Source organism: Olsenella sp. kh2p3 (assembly GCA_900119625.1).
In the GTDB taxonomy this organism is placed as follows: Bacteria; Actinomycetota; Coriobacteriia; order Coriobacteriales; family Atopobiaceae; genus Tractidigestivibacter.
The window spans coordinates 723,137-738,102 of record FPKD01000001.1 but is presented as its reverse complement, the minus strand read 5'-3'; the positions used below and the strand labels follow the sequence as shown (position 1 = coordinate 738,102).

The following is a 14,966-nucleotide window of genomic DNA, read 5'->3' as shown; positions in this document are numbered from 1 at the left end:
GGCCTCCCCGTTCGTCTTCCATCGCGCCACGTTGGCGTTTCGTCGCTATGCGTTGCTCCTGGGCAGAACCGCCTTGGCACCAATGTCGTGGCGCAGGGTCTTGCCCTCGAAGCTGATAAGGTCGCAGGCAGCGTACGCCTGGCGGCGGGCCTCCTCGAACGTTGGCGCAACCGCCGTCACGTCAAGCACACGGCCACCGGCCGTGACCAGCTGCCCGTTTGCGTCGGTTGCCGTGCCGGCATGGTAGACGGTCACACCCGGAAGCGCCTCTGCGCGGTCAATCCCCGTGATGGGCTTGCCCTTCTCGTACGCACCGGGGTACCCGGCGCTGGTAAGGACCACCGAGACGGCCCAGTCGTCGTCCCACGTGACCATGTCGGGAGAGAGCGTCCCCTCGTCGCAGGCGAGAAAGACGTCGACAAGATCCGCCTGCATGCGCGGCAGTACGACCTGGGTCTCCGGGTCGCCAAAGCGCGCGTTGAACTCGAGGACCTTGGGACCCTCCTTGGTGAGCATGAACCCGCCGTACAGGCAGCCGGAATACGTGATGCCCTCGGCGCGAAGCTCGTCGACCACGCGCTGCTCGATGGCGACCATGGCCGCATGCTCCTCGGGCGTGACCATTGGAACGGGCGAGTAGACGCCCATACCACCGGTGTTGGGACCCTTGTCGCCGTCGAGGGCGCGCTTGTGGTCCTGCGCCGTTGCCAGCGGCACCAGCGTGGTGCCGTCGGTAAGCGCGAGAAGCGAGCACTCGGGACCGTCGAGGGTCTCCTCCACGATCACCGTTGCGCCGGCCTCGCCAAAGCGACCCGAGAAGCACTCGCGCACGCCAGCCAAGGCCTCCTCGGCGTTCTTGGCAACGATGACGCCCTTGCCCGCGGCCAGGCCGTCGGCCTTCACCACGCAGGGTCCGTCGAGGCGACGCACGTACTCCTCGCAGGGCCCCTGCTCCGTGAAGGAGCGCCAGGCGGCAGTGGGCACGCCCGCGCGCGCCATGACCTGCTTGGCGAACTTCTTGGAGCCCTCCATGCGCGCGGCAGAGGCGTTTGGCCCAAAGCAGGCGATGCCAGCGGAGCGCACGGCGTCTGCCACGCCGTCCACGAGCGGGGCCTCCGGCCCAATGACAACGAGACCGATGCCGTTCTCGCGCGCAAAGTCCGCGACGTCGACGGGCGAGTCCTGGTCGACGGGGGCAACCTGGGCCATGGCGTCCATGCCTCCGTTACCGGGTGCGACCCAAAGCTTGCCCGCGCGGGGCGACTCGGCGAGCTTGGCGAGAAGCGCGTGCTCGCGTCCTCCCGCACCCAGGAGAAGAATATCGACCTTAGATTCGCCCACGTGTCCTCCCTCGTTCATCCCAATGGCATGACGCGCCCGGGCTGCCCGGGCGCGTCATTGCAGCGCTTAGTCCCAGTAGCGGTTGATGGTCTGCTCGCGGTCGGGTCCCACCGTGATGATGGAGACGCGCACGCCAGCGAGCTGCTCGAGGAAGTCGATGTAGTCCTTGGCCTCGCGCGGGAGCTGGTAGAAGTTACGCACGCCAGAGATGTCGCACTTCCAGCCGGGCAGGGTCTCGTAGACGGGCTTGGCGTGGTAGAAGACGGACTGGTGCTCGGGGACGGTGGTGTAGCGCTTGCCGTCGCACTCGTAGGCAACGCAGACCTTGATCTCGTCCAGGCAGCCAAGAACGTCGAGCTTGGTGATGGCAAGGTCGGTGAGGCCGTTCACGCGGGCGGCATAGTTCACGACCACGGCGTCATACCAGCCGCAGCGACGCTTGCGTCCAGTGGTCACGCCGTACTCGTGGCCAACCTCGCCGAGCTTGTCGCCAACCTCGTCGAAGAGCTCGGTGGGGAACGGACCAGAGCCAACGCGCGTGAGATAGGCCTTCGCAACGCCCAGCACGCGGTCGATGCGGGTGGGGCCAACGCCCGAGCCGGTCACTGCACCGCCGGCAGTGCAGTTGGAAGAGGTCACGAAGGGGTAGGTGCCGTGGTCGATGTCGAGCATGGTGGCCTGAGCGCCCTCGAAGAGGATGTTCTTGCCGGCCTCGAGCTGCTCGTTCAAGAAGAGCGAACTCTCCACGATGTACGGGCGGATGCGCTCGGCGTAGGTCAGGTAGGTCTCGCAGATCTGGTCGACGGTGTAGGTGGGAAGCTCGTAGACCTTCTCGAGGATGGGGTTGGTGTAGGCGAGGGCCGCTTCGAGCTTCTCGCGGAAGATCTTCTCGTCCAGCATGTCCTGGATGCGCAGGCCGGTGCGGTTCATCTTGTCCATGTAGCAGGGGCCGACGCCGCGCTTGGTGGTGCCGATGAGGTTCTTGCCGAGCTTCTTCTCGTGCGCGCCGTCGAGGTCCTTGTGGTAGGGCATCACGATGTGCGCGTTGCCGGAGATCTTGAGGTCCTTGCAGGAGATGCCCTGGGCCTCGAGGGTGTCGACCTCGCCGAGAAGGACCTCGGGGTCAACGATGCAGCCGTTGCCGATCACGGGGTAGACGCCCTGGTACATGACGCCAGAGGGAACCTGGTGAAGGGCGAGCTTGTGGCCGCCTGCGATGACGGTGTGGCCGGCGTTGGCTCCACCGGCGTAGCGGCAGACGACGTCGAAGTCTCCCGAGATGAGGTCCGTCACCTTACCCTTGCCCTCGTCGCCCCACTGCGTACCCACGAGAACTGATGCAGGCATTGCTCCCCCTCATTAGAGTGAAATAGGCGGGCAGACGGCGCGAGGCGCACGGTGCCCCTAACCACGCAAGTATACGGCATGGACAAGCCTACTCGTGAGCGGTGCCGGGGCGAGCGGAAACATCCCACACCCATAACAAGTTTGCGCATGGCGCCGACACGATCAGCGCCGCCGTGGGCGAGAAGAGCGCAGCCGCTAGTCGTCGTAGCGCGTCGTGACCTCGAGGAACTTGGTCTTGTTGCCCACGAAGGTGAGGGGGACGTCTCCGAGAGCGCCGGATCGGTTCTTCGCGATGATGAAGTTGGTGACGCCCATGTCCGGGCGGTCGTCGCGCGCCGCCTCCTCCTCGTCCATGGAGCGGTCGAGAAGGATGACGATGTCGGCGTCCTGCTCGATTGCGCCAGACTCGCGCAGGTCCGAGAGCTCGGGGCGCTTGCCGGTACGCTCGGTCACGCGACGGGAGAGCTGCGACAGGGCAATGACGGGGCACTCCAGGTCCTTGGCCATGATCTTGATGCCACGTGACATCTCAGAGACCTCGGTGGCACGGCTGTCCGCGCGGCGCATGCCGGCAGGAGGAGAGAGTAGCTGCAGGTAGTCGACCACAACCAGCCCCAGCTTCTTGCCGTGGAGCATGCGGCGCGCCTTCGCGCGGATCTCGGTGACCGTGGTGCCGGGCGTGTCGTCGATCATGATGTCCAGGCCAGAGAGCTCGTCCGTGCCACGGATAAGCTCGGGCCACTGGTCGTTCTGGATGTGGGCCGATCGAATCTCCTGAAGGCCCACGCCGGACTGGGCAGAAAGCAGGCGCTGGGCAATCTCGATCTTGCTCATCTCGAGCGAGAAGAACGCGACGGACGCCCCGTTGAACGCCGCGTTAACGGCCAGGTTGAGCGCGAAGGAGGTCTTGCCCACGCCGGGGCGGGCGCCGATGACGATCATCTGGCCAGCACGGAGGCCTAGGAGCTTGGAGTCGATGGTGGGGAAGCCCGTCTTGACGCCCAGCTCGGCGGTCTGGTTCTCGCACATGTCCGAGAGCTGGTCGAAGAGGTCGCTCATGATGGAGCCGATGGGCTGGTAGCTCGAGCGCACATCCCTGTTGGTGACGTCGAGCAGCATCTTCTCGGCCCGGTCAACGACCTCCTTGGTATCCTCCGGAGCGTCGTAGGCAAGGGCGGTGATCTGCGCGGCGGCCGAGATCATGCGGCGCAGCGTTGAGTCGCGGCGGAGCATCTCGACATGGCGCCGCCAACCCACGAGGGCAAGCGAGTTGTTGCCAAGGTCGAGCAGGTAGGGCCTGCCGCCCACGCGCTCGAGCTCACCCTGGCTCTTGAGGAAGTCTGCGAGCGAGATGGTGTCGACGGCCATGTTGCGCTCGAACATCTCGCGCATGGCGAGGTAGATCTTGCGGTTGGAGGGGATGTAGAAGTCATCCGGCTCAAGCTCGATGAGGCATTCCTGCAGCACGTCCTGCGAAATCATCATCGCCGAGAGGACCGAGGACTCGGCCTCTGGGTCCTGAGGCATGGCGACGTCCGACGTCGCCGTCATCTGGGTGGGATTGATGTCGTAGCCGTCCTGTGCCACCGTTCCATGCCCCCTCGTTATGCCTTTGGGAATCGATTTTGTCTCTTGGATGCTACCGCAAACGCATGGGAAGCATCCGTCCTTCTCCGTCAGGTGGAGCCACGCCGCCTACCTGCGACTATGCGAAAAGCGTCCTGGTCTTCAACAAGCGATGTTGAAAACGTCCCACTCTGAGCGGGTGTTTTAGGAGTTTTCAACGTTTTCAACAATTTGGCAAGCGGCGTTGCATCGGACGAGAAAAACGTCGAGAGCAAAGGCCTTAAATATTCATTACCTGAGAAACCAACCAGCCTGTTTGGCGAGAATATCCGGTAATTAGGTATTTCCCCAGTTAGACGGGTCAATAAAATGCATTATTCGAGCGTTTGCCCCGCATGCCACACGTGCATGCGGGGCAAATTTGTGGTAGTGCACTCGCTCGATGGAGTCCGGACCGATGCTCCTCAACTGCGGTGATTGTTGAAATCACCAGTTGAGAGCGGGTTTGGTCGAAAACTCCTGAGCTACTCAGCGGCCTCGACGGACTCGGGCGCCTCGTCGGCAGCCTCGGCCTCGGGGGCCTCGGGCTCCTCCGCGACGGGCTCGTCGCCAACGAGGACGATGACCTTCGCGTTGATCTCGCGGTAGAGGTTGATCTCGACTGCGTGGCGGCCGGCGGTCTTGATGGTGGCACCGCGGACGATGCGCTTGCGGTCGACCTCGACGCCAAGCTGGGCCTTGATGGCGTCGACGATCTGCTGGGAGGTGACGGAGCCAAAGAGCTGGCCCTCCTCGCCGATCTTCGCGTCGACCTTCACGAGCTTCTCGTCAAGCGTGGCCTTGGTGGCCTCGGCGTTGGCGATGCGCTCGGCCTCGCGCTTGGCAATGCTGCTGCGGCGCTGCTCGAGCTGCTTAAGGTTGCCCGGGGTGGCAGGCTGGGCGATCTTGTTGCGGAAGAGGTAGTTCTCCGCGTAGCCCTGGGCCACGTCGACGACGTCGCCCTCTCCGCCCTTGCCCCGGAGCTCACCCAAGAGGATGACTTTCATGGGACACTCCTTCGTTCAGTCGGCTATGCCGACTTCTGATCTTGGTCCGTGTTGCTCTGGATGGTGGTCTTCACGCCCCTGGGAAGGTGACGGAAGTTCTTCCACACATCGACAAGCCCCACGATGGTCATGACGTAAAACTGGTCTTCGAGAAAAAGCCCGGCGACTATTGTGCACGCGCCCGCAAACGCACCCACATGCCTGGTTTGAATAAGCCAGGCAATGATGGCAAAGCCCTGGATTGCAAAGGCAATCCGGAGAGCCACCAGGACGTTAGCCGAGACCATGTTCACGGCATTGGTGTATGCCTGTGGCACCACACCTACCGCCGCAAGCCCAAGGATGTCGGCTACAAGCACACCGACGAGCCACACGGGCACGTCGTACTCTATAAGCGTTGGCATGGTGACGCGAAGATCCTCGCGCTTCGCCGACGCGCGGACGCCGAGAAGCGCACAGAGAAACTCGATCAAAGCCACAACGAGATACGCGCTTGGCCAATAGACCTGCAACGTCGCCCGCAGCGTCTCGACCTGCGTTGCCGCCGAGACGGAAGACACGCCAATGCCGCTTGCATACACGTTCACGAGCTGCGTGATCATGTCGGCCATGGAGGAGCCCATCGACTGCAGCTGGATGACATCTACGCCAATGAGCGCGAGCGTACCGCACGTGATGAGCGCAAACGCAACCGAAAGCGACAGTCTGCTACGTGCAGATGCCCATGCCGTCCCAATGCCTATGGCACAGGCAACAAGAACGCTTGGGACCGTGGCAACCTGCGCCACGGCAGCCACTATCGCCGCAGGCACAAGCGTGCAGGCGAGTGTAGCAATACTCTGCAGGGGGCTGCGCGCTGCCAAGGTGATGACCGCGCCGCAACCTATGGCAAAGCACCCGAGCATGGGGATGTACGCGGCTATCACGCCACCGAGTGCGCAAATGACAAGCCCGGCAACGAGCGACGACCTGCCGCGCGGTGCCTGTGCGCCGTCTCCCGCAGGGACAATTCCGCCCTGCTCGGACGAGTTGTCCTTGGGGTTAGACGCGTTCCAGAGCGCAAGCGCCCTGGTCTGCTCGTCTGTGTCCTTCTCCACCGTCATGACCTAGTTGGTTCTTTCTCGAACCCCGCACCTTAGCCGCGGCTGCGGCCACCGCGGCTGGAGACCACGGGGACGGTGTAGGGCAGGAGCGCCATAACGCGGGCGCGCTTGATGGCAACCGCGATATCGTGCTGGTGCTGCGTGCAGGCGCCAGTGACGCGACGGGGCTTGATCTTGCCACGGTCGGTCATGAACTTGCGGAGGAGCTGCACATCCTTGTAGTCGATGTACTCGGTCTCCTCCTTGCAGAACTGGCAGTACTTGCGACGCGGCTGGCGCTGAAACTCTTGCTTTTTCTGCTGCTGAGCCATGTCTGGTTTGCCTTTCTAACGGCGGCCAGAAGGCCGCCTTGCTGTTTCTAGAACGGAATGTCCTCGTCGTACACGTCTGCTGCGGGGGGCGTCGAGACGGGCGGCGCGACCGGTGCGGGGGCGGAGTAACCCGGCTGCGCGGGATACTGCGCGGGCGCTGCCGGCTGGGGTGCCGCGGCGTAGGGAGCCTGCTGGACCTGCTGAGGCGCACCATACTGCGGCGCAGGGGCAGTCTGCTGCGGAGCGGCGGCCTGGTTCCTGGACGAGAGGAACTCGACCTCGTCCACGACGACCTCGAGCTTGCTGCGACGCTGACCTTCCTTGGTCTCCCAGGAGCTATAGCGGAGCTTGCCCTCGATAGCGACCTTGGAGCCCTTGCTGAGGTAGCGCGAGAGCGGTTCGGCACGAGCGCCAAACACGACGCAGTCGACGAAGTTGGGCACGTCCTCCCACTCGCCGGTCTGCTGGTTGCGACGACGGTCATTGACTGCGACACCAAAGGAGAGTACCTGGGTGCCACCGCCGGTAGAACGAAGCTCCGGGTCCCTGGTGAGGTTGCCCGAAATGTTCACCCTGTTAATGCTCACGTTGCTCACTACCTCTCTGTGCGGGCGCATGGCCCGCCTTCCGCTGGCTAGTCCTTGTCCGTGCGGGCCACGATCATGTGGCGCTTGACGGCATCGCTGATGCGCAGGACTCGGTCGAGCTCTGCGATCTGGGAAGGATCTGCGTGGAAGTTGATGAGGGTGTAGTCACCCTCGGTGAGGTGGTCGATCTCATAGGCGAGCTTGCGCTTGCCCCAATCCTCAACGGAGTCGACGGTACCGCCGTCAGTGGTGATAGCGACCTCGATGCGCTTCATGACGCCAGCGCGAGTCTCCTCGTTGCTCGTGGGATCGACGAAGAACAGCAGTTCATAAGCCTTCATGGTGTCACCTCCTCTGGGCTGATGGCCCTGGATCGTGAAGGTTTGCGTCCAGGGCAGGAAGCATGCGATTTGGTATCGTATCACAGCACCCGAAGACAACTCCCCCGTGACCTGCGAATGTGTGTCCGAATCCACAACCTCTTCTGCGTCCTGCCGCATGCGCCCCGCACTTTCGAGACCACGCGTCCCTCTTGCCTTTCCAAAGGGTACGGCTCGTCGCTGACAACAATCTGACGCTGGACGGACAGGCTACTGACACAGAGCTGACAGGCACCGCTCTGGGGGCGGCGAATGCCGTCCTTGCCCACAACGAAAACTCGTAGCGAGATGCTCATCATACACAACTTCTACACATTTTCCGATTCACCGTTCGCGCCTAGACATCGCGACAAAGAAAAAGAGCAGGCACCACCTGGCACCTGCTCTCGCATTCAAATGGCGGAGGGGGAGGGATTCGAACCCTCGTACCCCCGAAGGGGTAAACGGTTTTCGAGACCGCCGCATTCAACCACTCTGCCACCCCTCCGTGGGGTGAAAAGCGGCGCCCCAGTGGGACGCCGCTGGATTTACTGGCGGAGAGTCTGGGATTTGAACCCAGGATACGCTTTAGGCGTATACACGATTTCCAATCGTGCTCCTTCGGCCACTCGGACAACTCTCCAGGAACCGCGACGGCTAGTATATCGTATCTTTGCCGTGGAAGGGAAGTCGTTTTTTCTCCACTGCTTCTTCTCGCACAAACGGTCGTCCAAAATGGCCATTTGCGAGAAGATAGACGCCTGTCCAATCACGGGGGAGTCAGGATGCCGGAGCTGTTTTCAAAGTATGGTCCCGAGATGGCTGCCGTTTCGCTGCCCGCTTGGCTTGACCTGGCAGCACTCATGGTCGGTGCGGTATCCGGCGTCCTTGTCGCGCGCGAGCGAAAGCTCGATCTTGTCGGGTTTGTCGGCCTCGCGATGCTCTGCGGCCTGGGTGGTGGCCTCATTCGAGACGTGACCATGCAGGCGGGCTCGGTCTACATGCTCTCCTCGCCCTATGCCATTCCTGCGGCAGCTGGCATGGGCATCTTCGCCTTCTTGTTCCCAAGCCTCTTCGATAAGTTCTCAAACCTCATCGAGTGGGTTGACATCGTCTCCGTGGGGCTCTTTGCGCTCATGGGGGCCGACAAGGCCATTGTCTATGGGCTCCTGCCGTTCTCGGCCATTCTCATGGGAACGCTCACCGGCGTTGGAGGCGGCATGCTCCGTGACGTGTTTCTGGGCGACATCCCCCGCATCTTCAAGCCGAGCAACTACTATGCGCTGTGCGCTCTCGCTGGCTCTACCGTCTACTATGTGGCGGTCATTGTCTTTTGGGTGGCAAAGCCCTGGGCGGCCTTCCTTTGCGTGGCGGTGACCGTAGGCCTCAGGCGCTGGTCGCTCCACTACAACGTGATCTCGCCAAACGACGTGAACCTTGCCCCACGCGTAGCCGGTGGGGTACGCAAGCTCACGCGGCGCGTTTCGAGAAGCAGGAGCTCTGCGAGAAGGAGCCGCAGTTCCGCTCGGAAGCACAACGACTAATGTCTGCACTCAGTCGCGTCCGGTGGAAAAAAGAAGGGCACCACGGTTTTATCCGCAGTGCCCTAGGCTGATTAGTTCATGTGCAGTGCCAGCCGGGCCTACTTGTCAACCAGGCCGTGACGCACGCGCCACTTGCGGCGCTCGACCTCGGAGAGGATGCGCTTGCGCATGCGGATGTTCTTGGGCGTAATCTCGACCAGCTCGTCGTCCATGATGTACTCGAGCGCCTCCTCCAGCGTGAACGTGCGCGGCGGCGTGAGCTGTACTGCGATGTCTGCGGTGGAGCTACGCTGGTTGCCAAGGCTCTTGGTGCGCGCGATGTTCACCACGATGTCGCCGGGCTTTGAGCGCTCGCCGACGACCATGCCCTCGTAGCACTCATCACCGGGGCCAACGAAGAGCGTGCCGCGGTCCTGCAGGTTACCCAGGGCGTAGGCAACGGCCTTCTCAGTGGACATGGAGATCATGGCACCGTTCTGGCGCTTGCCAAGCTCGCCCTCCATGGGGCCGTACTCGAGGAAGTTGTGGTAGAACACGGCCTCGCCGTGGGTCACGTTGAGGATGCGGTTCTTGAGGCCCATGACGCCGCGCGTGGGAATCTTGAACTCGAGGTGGTCCTGCTTCACGCCGGAGACCATGTTGGTCATGTTGCCGCCGGAGTTGCCAAACAGCTCGATGACCTTGCCGGAGTACTCGCCGGGGCACTCGACCACGGCCTCCTCGATGGGTTCGAGCTTGTGTCCGTGGCCGTCATCCTTGAAGAGGACGCGCGGGCGACCGACCTGGAACTCAAAGCCCTCGCGGCGCATCTGCTCCATGAGGACCGAGAGGTGCAGGATGCCGCGGCCGGCGACCTCGACGCCGGTCTTGTCGGGCAGCTCCTCGATGCGCATGGTGACGTTGTTCTCGCGTTCCGTCATCAGACGCTCCTTGAGCTGGCGGCCACCAACAATGTCGCCATCGCGGCCCACGAGCGGCGAGGTGGACGCCTCAAACACAACAGACATGGTGGGCGGATCGATCTCGATGGGGTCAAGCTCCACGGGGTTCTCGGGGTCGGTGTAGACGTCGCCAATATCGGTGTGGTCAACGCCCACCACGGCAGCGATGTCGCCCGCCTGGGCCTCGCTGCACTCCTTGCGGCCCAGGTAGTCAAAGGTGAAGAGCTGCTTGACCTGGCTCATCTCGCGGCTGCCGTCGTTCTTCACCACAAGAATCTTGTCGCCGGCGTGGATGGTACCCGAGTAGATGCGGCCAATGCCAATGCGGCCCACGTAGTCGGAGTGGTCAACGGTCACGCACTGCATGGCCAGCGGACCCTCGAGGTCGACGTCGGGCGCAGGCATGGCGTCGATAATCATGTCGAGCAGCGGATACATGTCCATGTTGCCGTCGTTGGGGTCGAGGCGTGCGAAGCCGTTGACGGCCGATGCGTACACCACGTGCTCCATAGCAAACTCAAGTTCCTCGTCGGTGGCACCCAGGTCCATCATGAGGTCGAGGCAGTCGTTCAGGGCCTTCTCGGGGTTGGCGCCATCGCGGTCGATCTTGTTGATGACAACCATGATTGCAAGGTGTGCGGCAATGGCGTGCGAGAGGACGAAGCGCGTCTGGGGCATGGGGCCCTCGGCCGCGTCTACCAGCAGCAGCGCGCCGTCTGCCATCTTGAGCACGCGCTCGACCTCGCCGCCAAAGTCTGCGTGGCCCGGGGTGTCGATGACGTTAATCTTGATGCCCTGGTACTCGATGGAGATGTTCTTGGCCAGGATGGTGATGCCTCGCTCGCGCTCCTGGTCGTTGGAGTCAAGCACGCGCTCCTGAACCTGCTGGTTCTCGCGGAAGGCATGGGTGGCCTTGAGCATCTGGTCAACCAGCGTAGTCTTGCCGTGGTCGACGTGGGCAATGATTGCGATGTTTCTAATCTGCTCTTGGAGCATGGGCACCTCTCGTCTAGCTCGCTAGCGTAGCAAACGCCAACGCTTACGGATTCGCGGCAACTTTATACCAGCGCGAGGGCCAGCGGACCCCACAGCGCATCGTTCCACGCAAACTGCTATATGGTACGCCAAAGAGGCCGAGGAGCGCGACGCTTCGCTTATCCCAGCAGGTTCTCCACCTCGCCGGCAGGGGCGGGGTCTGTCCAGGCAAAGTTGTCGCCTTCGCCTTTACCATCTACAAGCGAGAAGGCCGAAAAACTCGTACGGCCTCGCTCGCCAAACTCGAGTATCACCGCATCTTGGTAGGCGCCGCGCTCGTCGGCAACAGCACCCTCGTAGGCAAGGGCATAGCGCACTGGGTCGCCAAGCTTAGCGCCCACGTCACCGTGAGATCGCACAAGGTCGCGCACCTTCCTGCGGGCACCCTCGAGGCACTCCTCCGGACCATCATCGGCAAAGGTGTAACTGGCAACGTGGCAGGCGGCATCTTCGACGGCGAGAATCACATCCAGTTCAACGCCCTCTGCCAGCACGTCAAACGCCTGGCCCATGAGGGTGCTCGAGAGGTCATCCAGCTCCGGCGAGACGCCCTGTCCGTCCTTCTCAGCACCCATGAGGCCTCCCTGTTGCCTGCGTTGTTTCTCTGACACTCCAATGGTAGCCGTTCCTCCATGCTCCACCCCCTCCCGTTCTTTAGCGGTTTTTGAGAATCGGAGGTCGCGTTTGCCCAGTTGGCAAACAGTAGGCTTCTCAATTTCCGCTAAATAACGGGAGAGACCGGACGATAGAAACCATTGGAGGGCAGACGGTAGGGGTCAGAGGTCCATGCCCTACAGCAGGCGGCCAAAGCGCTGAACGTACGCCCTCCTCACCACCAGCACGAGAGCTGCGTAGGCACCTACCACCAGCGGCAGCGCGGCGAGAAATACCGCAGGCAGCGGTGCCATGCCAAGGCCGGCTCCCACCGCGGTGAACGGAATGACAAGCGAGAGCACGATGGCACCGGCGTCAAACAGCAGCACGCGCCAGTCAGCCATGCTCTGTGCGAAGGGCACGCGCTCGGTGCGCACCAGGTGCACGAAGAGCACCTGCGTGCACATGGACTCGGCAAACCAGCACGCCTGGAAGGTGGCCGCAAAGCGCGCCATGGCCGCAGGGTCACCTGCAATGGTAGGCCAGCTCCCGCCAGCCACGGCCGGGCACACCCAGAAGAACAGCAGCACGTAGGTCACCACGTCAAAGAGAGAGCTCGTGGGCCCAACCCAGCACATAAAGCTCGAGATGGAGCCGGGCCTCCAAGTCTGCGGCGCCCGCAGCTCGCGCGCATCGACGTTGTCCCAGGGAATGGCTGCGCAGGCGCAGTCGTAGATGAAGTTGAGCAGTAGAAGCTGCACGGCAGTCATGGGCAGGAAGGGCAGAAACACGCTCGCCACCAGCACTGAGAAGATGTTGCCAAAGTTCGAGCTTGCCGTCATCTTCACGTACTTGTTCATGTTGAAGAAGGTGCGGCGGCCCTCCACAATCCCGCGCTCCAGCACGCCCAAGTCCTTCTCGAGAAGGATGATGTCTGCCGCCTCCTTGGCCACGTCAGCACCGGAGTCAACCGAGACACCACAGTCGCTCGCGCCCATGGCGGCGGCGTCGTTCACGCCGTCACCCATGAAGCCAACCACGTGCCCACGGGCCCTCAGCGCGCGCACCACGCGCACCTTCTGGTCGGGCGCGAGCTTCGCGAACACGGACACGTGCTCCACCTGCTCCTCAAGTTCCTCGTCTGAGAGCTGGGCCACGGCGGCTCCGTCAAGCGTCCCCTCCACGTGGAGGCCGATGGTCTCGCACACGGTGCACGCAACACGCAGCGAGTCGCCGGTGAGAACCTTGGTGGTCACACCATGCTCGCGAAGCGCCGCAACCGCCTGGGCTGCGCTCCTCTTGGGCGGGTCGAGAAACGCCAGGTAGCCGATGAGCGTCATGTCCTGCTCATCCTTGCCAGAGAGTACCTCCGCTTCGGCCGGGTTGGCCTTGCAGGCCACGCCCAGTACGCGCATGCCCTTGTCGGCCAGGTCGTATGCCGTGGCAAGGACCTTCTCGCGCATATCAGCGCTCAGGGGCACCACGCGACCACCGTACTCGACCTCGGTGCAGACCTGCAGAACCTCCTCGATGGCACCCTTGGTGACCATGCGGCGATGGCCGTCGGCGCGTTCGACCACCACGCTCACGCGCCTACGCTCGAAGTCAAAGGGAACCTCATCAACAAGGTGCCAGCTCGACGCAAGCTCGTCTGCGTCGATGCCGCGGACACCCTGGGCAGTCTCCTCGCTTGCGCGCGAGATGATTGCAGAGTCTATGAGGTTGCGCATGCCCGTCCCAAAGAAGCTGTTAAGAAACGCGTAGCGCAGCACACAGGGATCCTCGTTACCCTTGAGGTCAAGGTGGCGCTCAAGCACCACATGGTCCTCGGTGAGGGTGCCGGTCTTGTCGGTGCAGAGCACATCCATTGCCCCGAGGTTCTGAATGGCGTCAAGGCGCTTCACAATCACACGGTCGCGAGAGAGGTCCACGGCACCCTTTGCCAGGCACGTGGTCACGATCATGGGCAGCATCTCGGGAGTGAGGCCAACGGCAACCGAGAGCGAAAAGAGCAGGGCCGAGAGCCAGTCTCCCTTAGTAATGCCATTGATCACAAAGACGAGAGGAGCCATGACCACCATGAGCCTCAGAAGGAGCTTACTCACCGAGGCGATGCCCTCGTCGTAGGCAGTCTTGCCGCGCGACGCCCCCAGGCTTGTGGCCATGCTGCCGAACATGGTGTTGGCACCAGTGGCAACCACCACAGCAACGCCGCTCCCCGAGACCACGGTAGAGCCCATGAGCACGATGTTTCCAAGGTCGCCCGCCGTGCGAGTGTCGTTTGCGGGCCTGGCACAGGGCGCCGCCGTACGCTCCACAGGAAGACTCTCGCCGGTGAGAGAGGACATTCCCAGGAAGAGGTCGCGAGCCTGAATCAGGCGGGCGTCGGCGGGCACGATGTCGCCGGCGGCAAGGTGCACGATGTCACCAACAACTACGTCTGCCAGGGGAATCTCGATGCGCCCCGTGTCCTCGCGCTCTACGTTGCAAGTAGTCTGGATGGTCTTGGCAAGCGCCGCCGCGGCGTTGTCGCTCTTGCCTTCCTGGACAAAGCGCAGGATTCCGGAGACGGCGATCATGGCAAAGATGATGAGGAAGGTCGAGGGGTCGCGGTCTGCAGGTGCGGCGAGAATCACATCCGTTACCAGGGATACCGCAGCGAGAAGGGCGAGAATTCCCGTGAAGGGATCCGCAAACGCCTTGAGGAATCGCACGATGGCGGGATCACGGCGGACGCGGGTCATCTCGTTTGTGCCCCAGGATGCACGAGCAAGCTCGACCTCGCTGTCCGAGAGTCCGTCTCGCTTTGTGTTGAATTCGCTGTAGACCTCGGCGGCGTCGAGCGCAGATATGCCACGCAGCCACTCGAGCTGGAGTGTCCTGCGCGTATCCCTTTTGGATGTCGTCGCGACATGACGGGTGAGAAGCCCCCTCGCGGTGAGCTTGACGGTGGTGAGCAGCCTCATGGGCCACCTCCGATCCCGGGGATGCACACGGGTGCGCCACGCGTGGCGTCATGCCCGCGGGAACCGGCAGCGAAGCTAGCACGTCATGATTTTTTACAGAGTTGCACCTGCGCTACCGGCGGTGCCCGTCTCCCCTGTTGGCAGGCACCAACCCTAGTAAGCTTGCGTTTTCTCGAGCATGGCTACCGTCACTCATGGTTGGCACCTCCTCGGAATTTGGGGCTCC

General features: G+C 62.7%; 12 protein-coding genes and 2 tRNA genes. 1 reads left to right on the top strand and 13 read right to left on the bottom strand.

Annotated features, from left to right (window positions below; all coding sequences use genetic code 11):
- Positions 1-45 precede the first annotated feature (45 nt).
- The 10 genes from purD to BT122_RS03270 all read right to left on the bottom strand — a co-directional run bounded on the left by purD (position 46) and on the right by BT122_RS03270 (position 8,303).
- A complete protein-coding gene (purD, locus tag BT122_RS03315; RefSeq protein WP_502685896.1) occupies positions 46-1,341 on the bottom strand; it encodes a phosphoribosylamine--glycine ligase in 1,296 nt (431 codons plus the stop codon).
- Between the two features lie 66 nt (positions 1,342-1,407).
- The gene (locus tag BT122_RS03310; RefSeq protein WP_072354559.1) at positions 1,408-2,688 is read right to left on the bottom strand and encodes an adenylosuccinate synthase; all 1,281 of its coding nucleotides are present in this window, start codon (positions 2,686-2,688) and stop codon (positions 1,408-1,410) included.
- Positions 2,689-2,883: 195 nt separating this feature from the next.
- Positions 2,884-4,239 (bottom strand): replicative DNA helicase, encoded by a 1,356-nt coding sequence (gene dnaB, locus BT122_RS03305; protein WP_072354616.1) that lies wholly within the window; start codon positions 4,237-4,239, stop codon positions 2,884-2,886.
- Positions 4,240-4,778: 539 nt separating this feature from the next.
- Positions 4,779-5,300 (bottom strand): 50S ribosomal protein L9, encoded by a 522-nt coding sequence (gene rplI, locus BT122_RS03300; RefSeq protein ID WP_072354558.1) that lies wholly within the window; start codon positions 5,298-5,300, stop codon positions 4,779-4,781.
- A 23-nt stretch (positions 5,301-5,323) separates the two neighbouring features.
- On the bottom strand, positions 5,324-6,403 hold the full coding sequence (locus BT122_RS03295) for a DUF2232 domain-containing protein (protein ID WP_072354557.1): 1,080 nt from the start codon (positions 6,401-6,403) through the stop codon (positions 5,324-5,326).
- Between the two features lie 32 nt (positions 6,404-6,435).
- Positions 6,436-6,714, bottom strand: a complete 279-nt coding sequence (gene rpsR / locus BT122_RS03290) for a 30S ribosomal protein S18 (RefSeq protein ID WP_059052580.1) — start codon at positions 6,712-6,714, stop codon at positions 6,436-6,438.
- A gap of 47 nt (positions 6,715-6,761) precedes the next feature.
- On the bottom strand, positions 6,762-7,301 hold the full coding sequence (locus BT122_RS03285; protein ID WP_072354615.1) for a single-stranded DNA-binding protein: 540 nt from the start codon (positions 7,299-7,301) through the stop codon (positions 6,762-6,764).
- Positions 7,302-7,348: 47 nt separating this feature from the next.
- Entirely contained in the window at positions 7,349-7,642 is a 294-nt protein-coding gene (gene rpsF, locus BT122_RS03280) for a 30S ribosomal protein S6 (RefSeq protein WP_032110064.1), read from the bottom strand.
- Positions 7,643-8,078: 436 nt separating this feature from the next.
- A tRNA-Ser gene (locus BT122_RS03275) sits at positions 8,079-8,168 on the bottom strand.
- 44 nt (positions 8,169-8,212) lie between these two features.
- Positions 8,213-8,303 (bottom strand) — tRNA-Ser (locus tag BT122_RS03270).
- A 142-nt stretch (positions 8,304-8,445) separates the two neighbouring features.
- Between BT122_RS03270 and BT122_RS03265 the strand changes: the two genes are divergently transcribed.
- Positions 8,446-9,204 (top strand): trimeric intracellular cation channel family protein, encoded by a 759-nt coding sequence (locus BT122_RS03265; RefSeq protein WP_072354556.1) that lies wholly within the window; start codon positions 8,446-8,448, stop codon positions 9,202-9,204.
- Positions 9,205-9,302: 98 nt separating this feature from the next.
- Here BT122_RS03265 and typA read toward each other — a convergent pair whose 3' ends face one another.
- The 3 genes from typA to mgtA form a co-directional block, all read right to left on the bottom strand.
- Entirely contained in the window at positions 9,303-11,141 is a 1,839-nt protein-coding gene (typA, locus tag BT122_RS03260) for a translational GTPase TypA (protein WP_072354555.1), read from the bottom strand.
- A 158-nt stretch (positions 11,142-11,299) separates the two neighbouring features.
- The gene (locus BT122_RS03255) at positions 11,300-11,755 is read right to left on the bottom strand and encodes a hypothetical protein (protein ID WP_072354554.1); all 456 of its coding nucleotides are present in this window, start codon (positions 11,753-11,755) and stop codon (positions 11,300-11,302) included.
- A 216-nt stretch (positions 11,756-11,971) separates the two neighbouring features.
- Entirely contained in the window at positions 11,972-14,740 is a 2,769-nt protein-coding gene (mgtA, locus tag BT122_RS03250) for a magnesium-translocating P-type ATPase (protein ID WP_072354553.1), read from the bottom strand.
- Between the last annotated feature and the right edge of the window lie 226 nt (positions 14,741-14,966).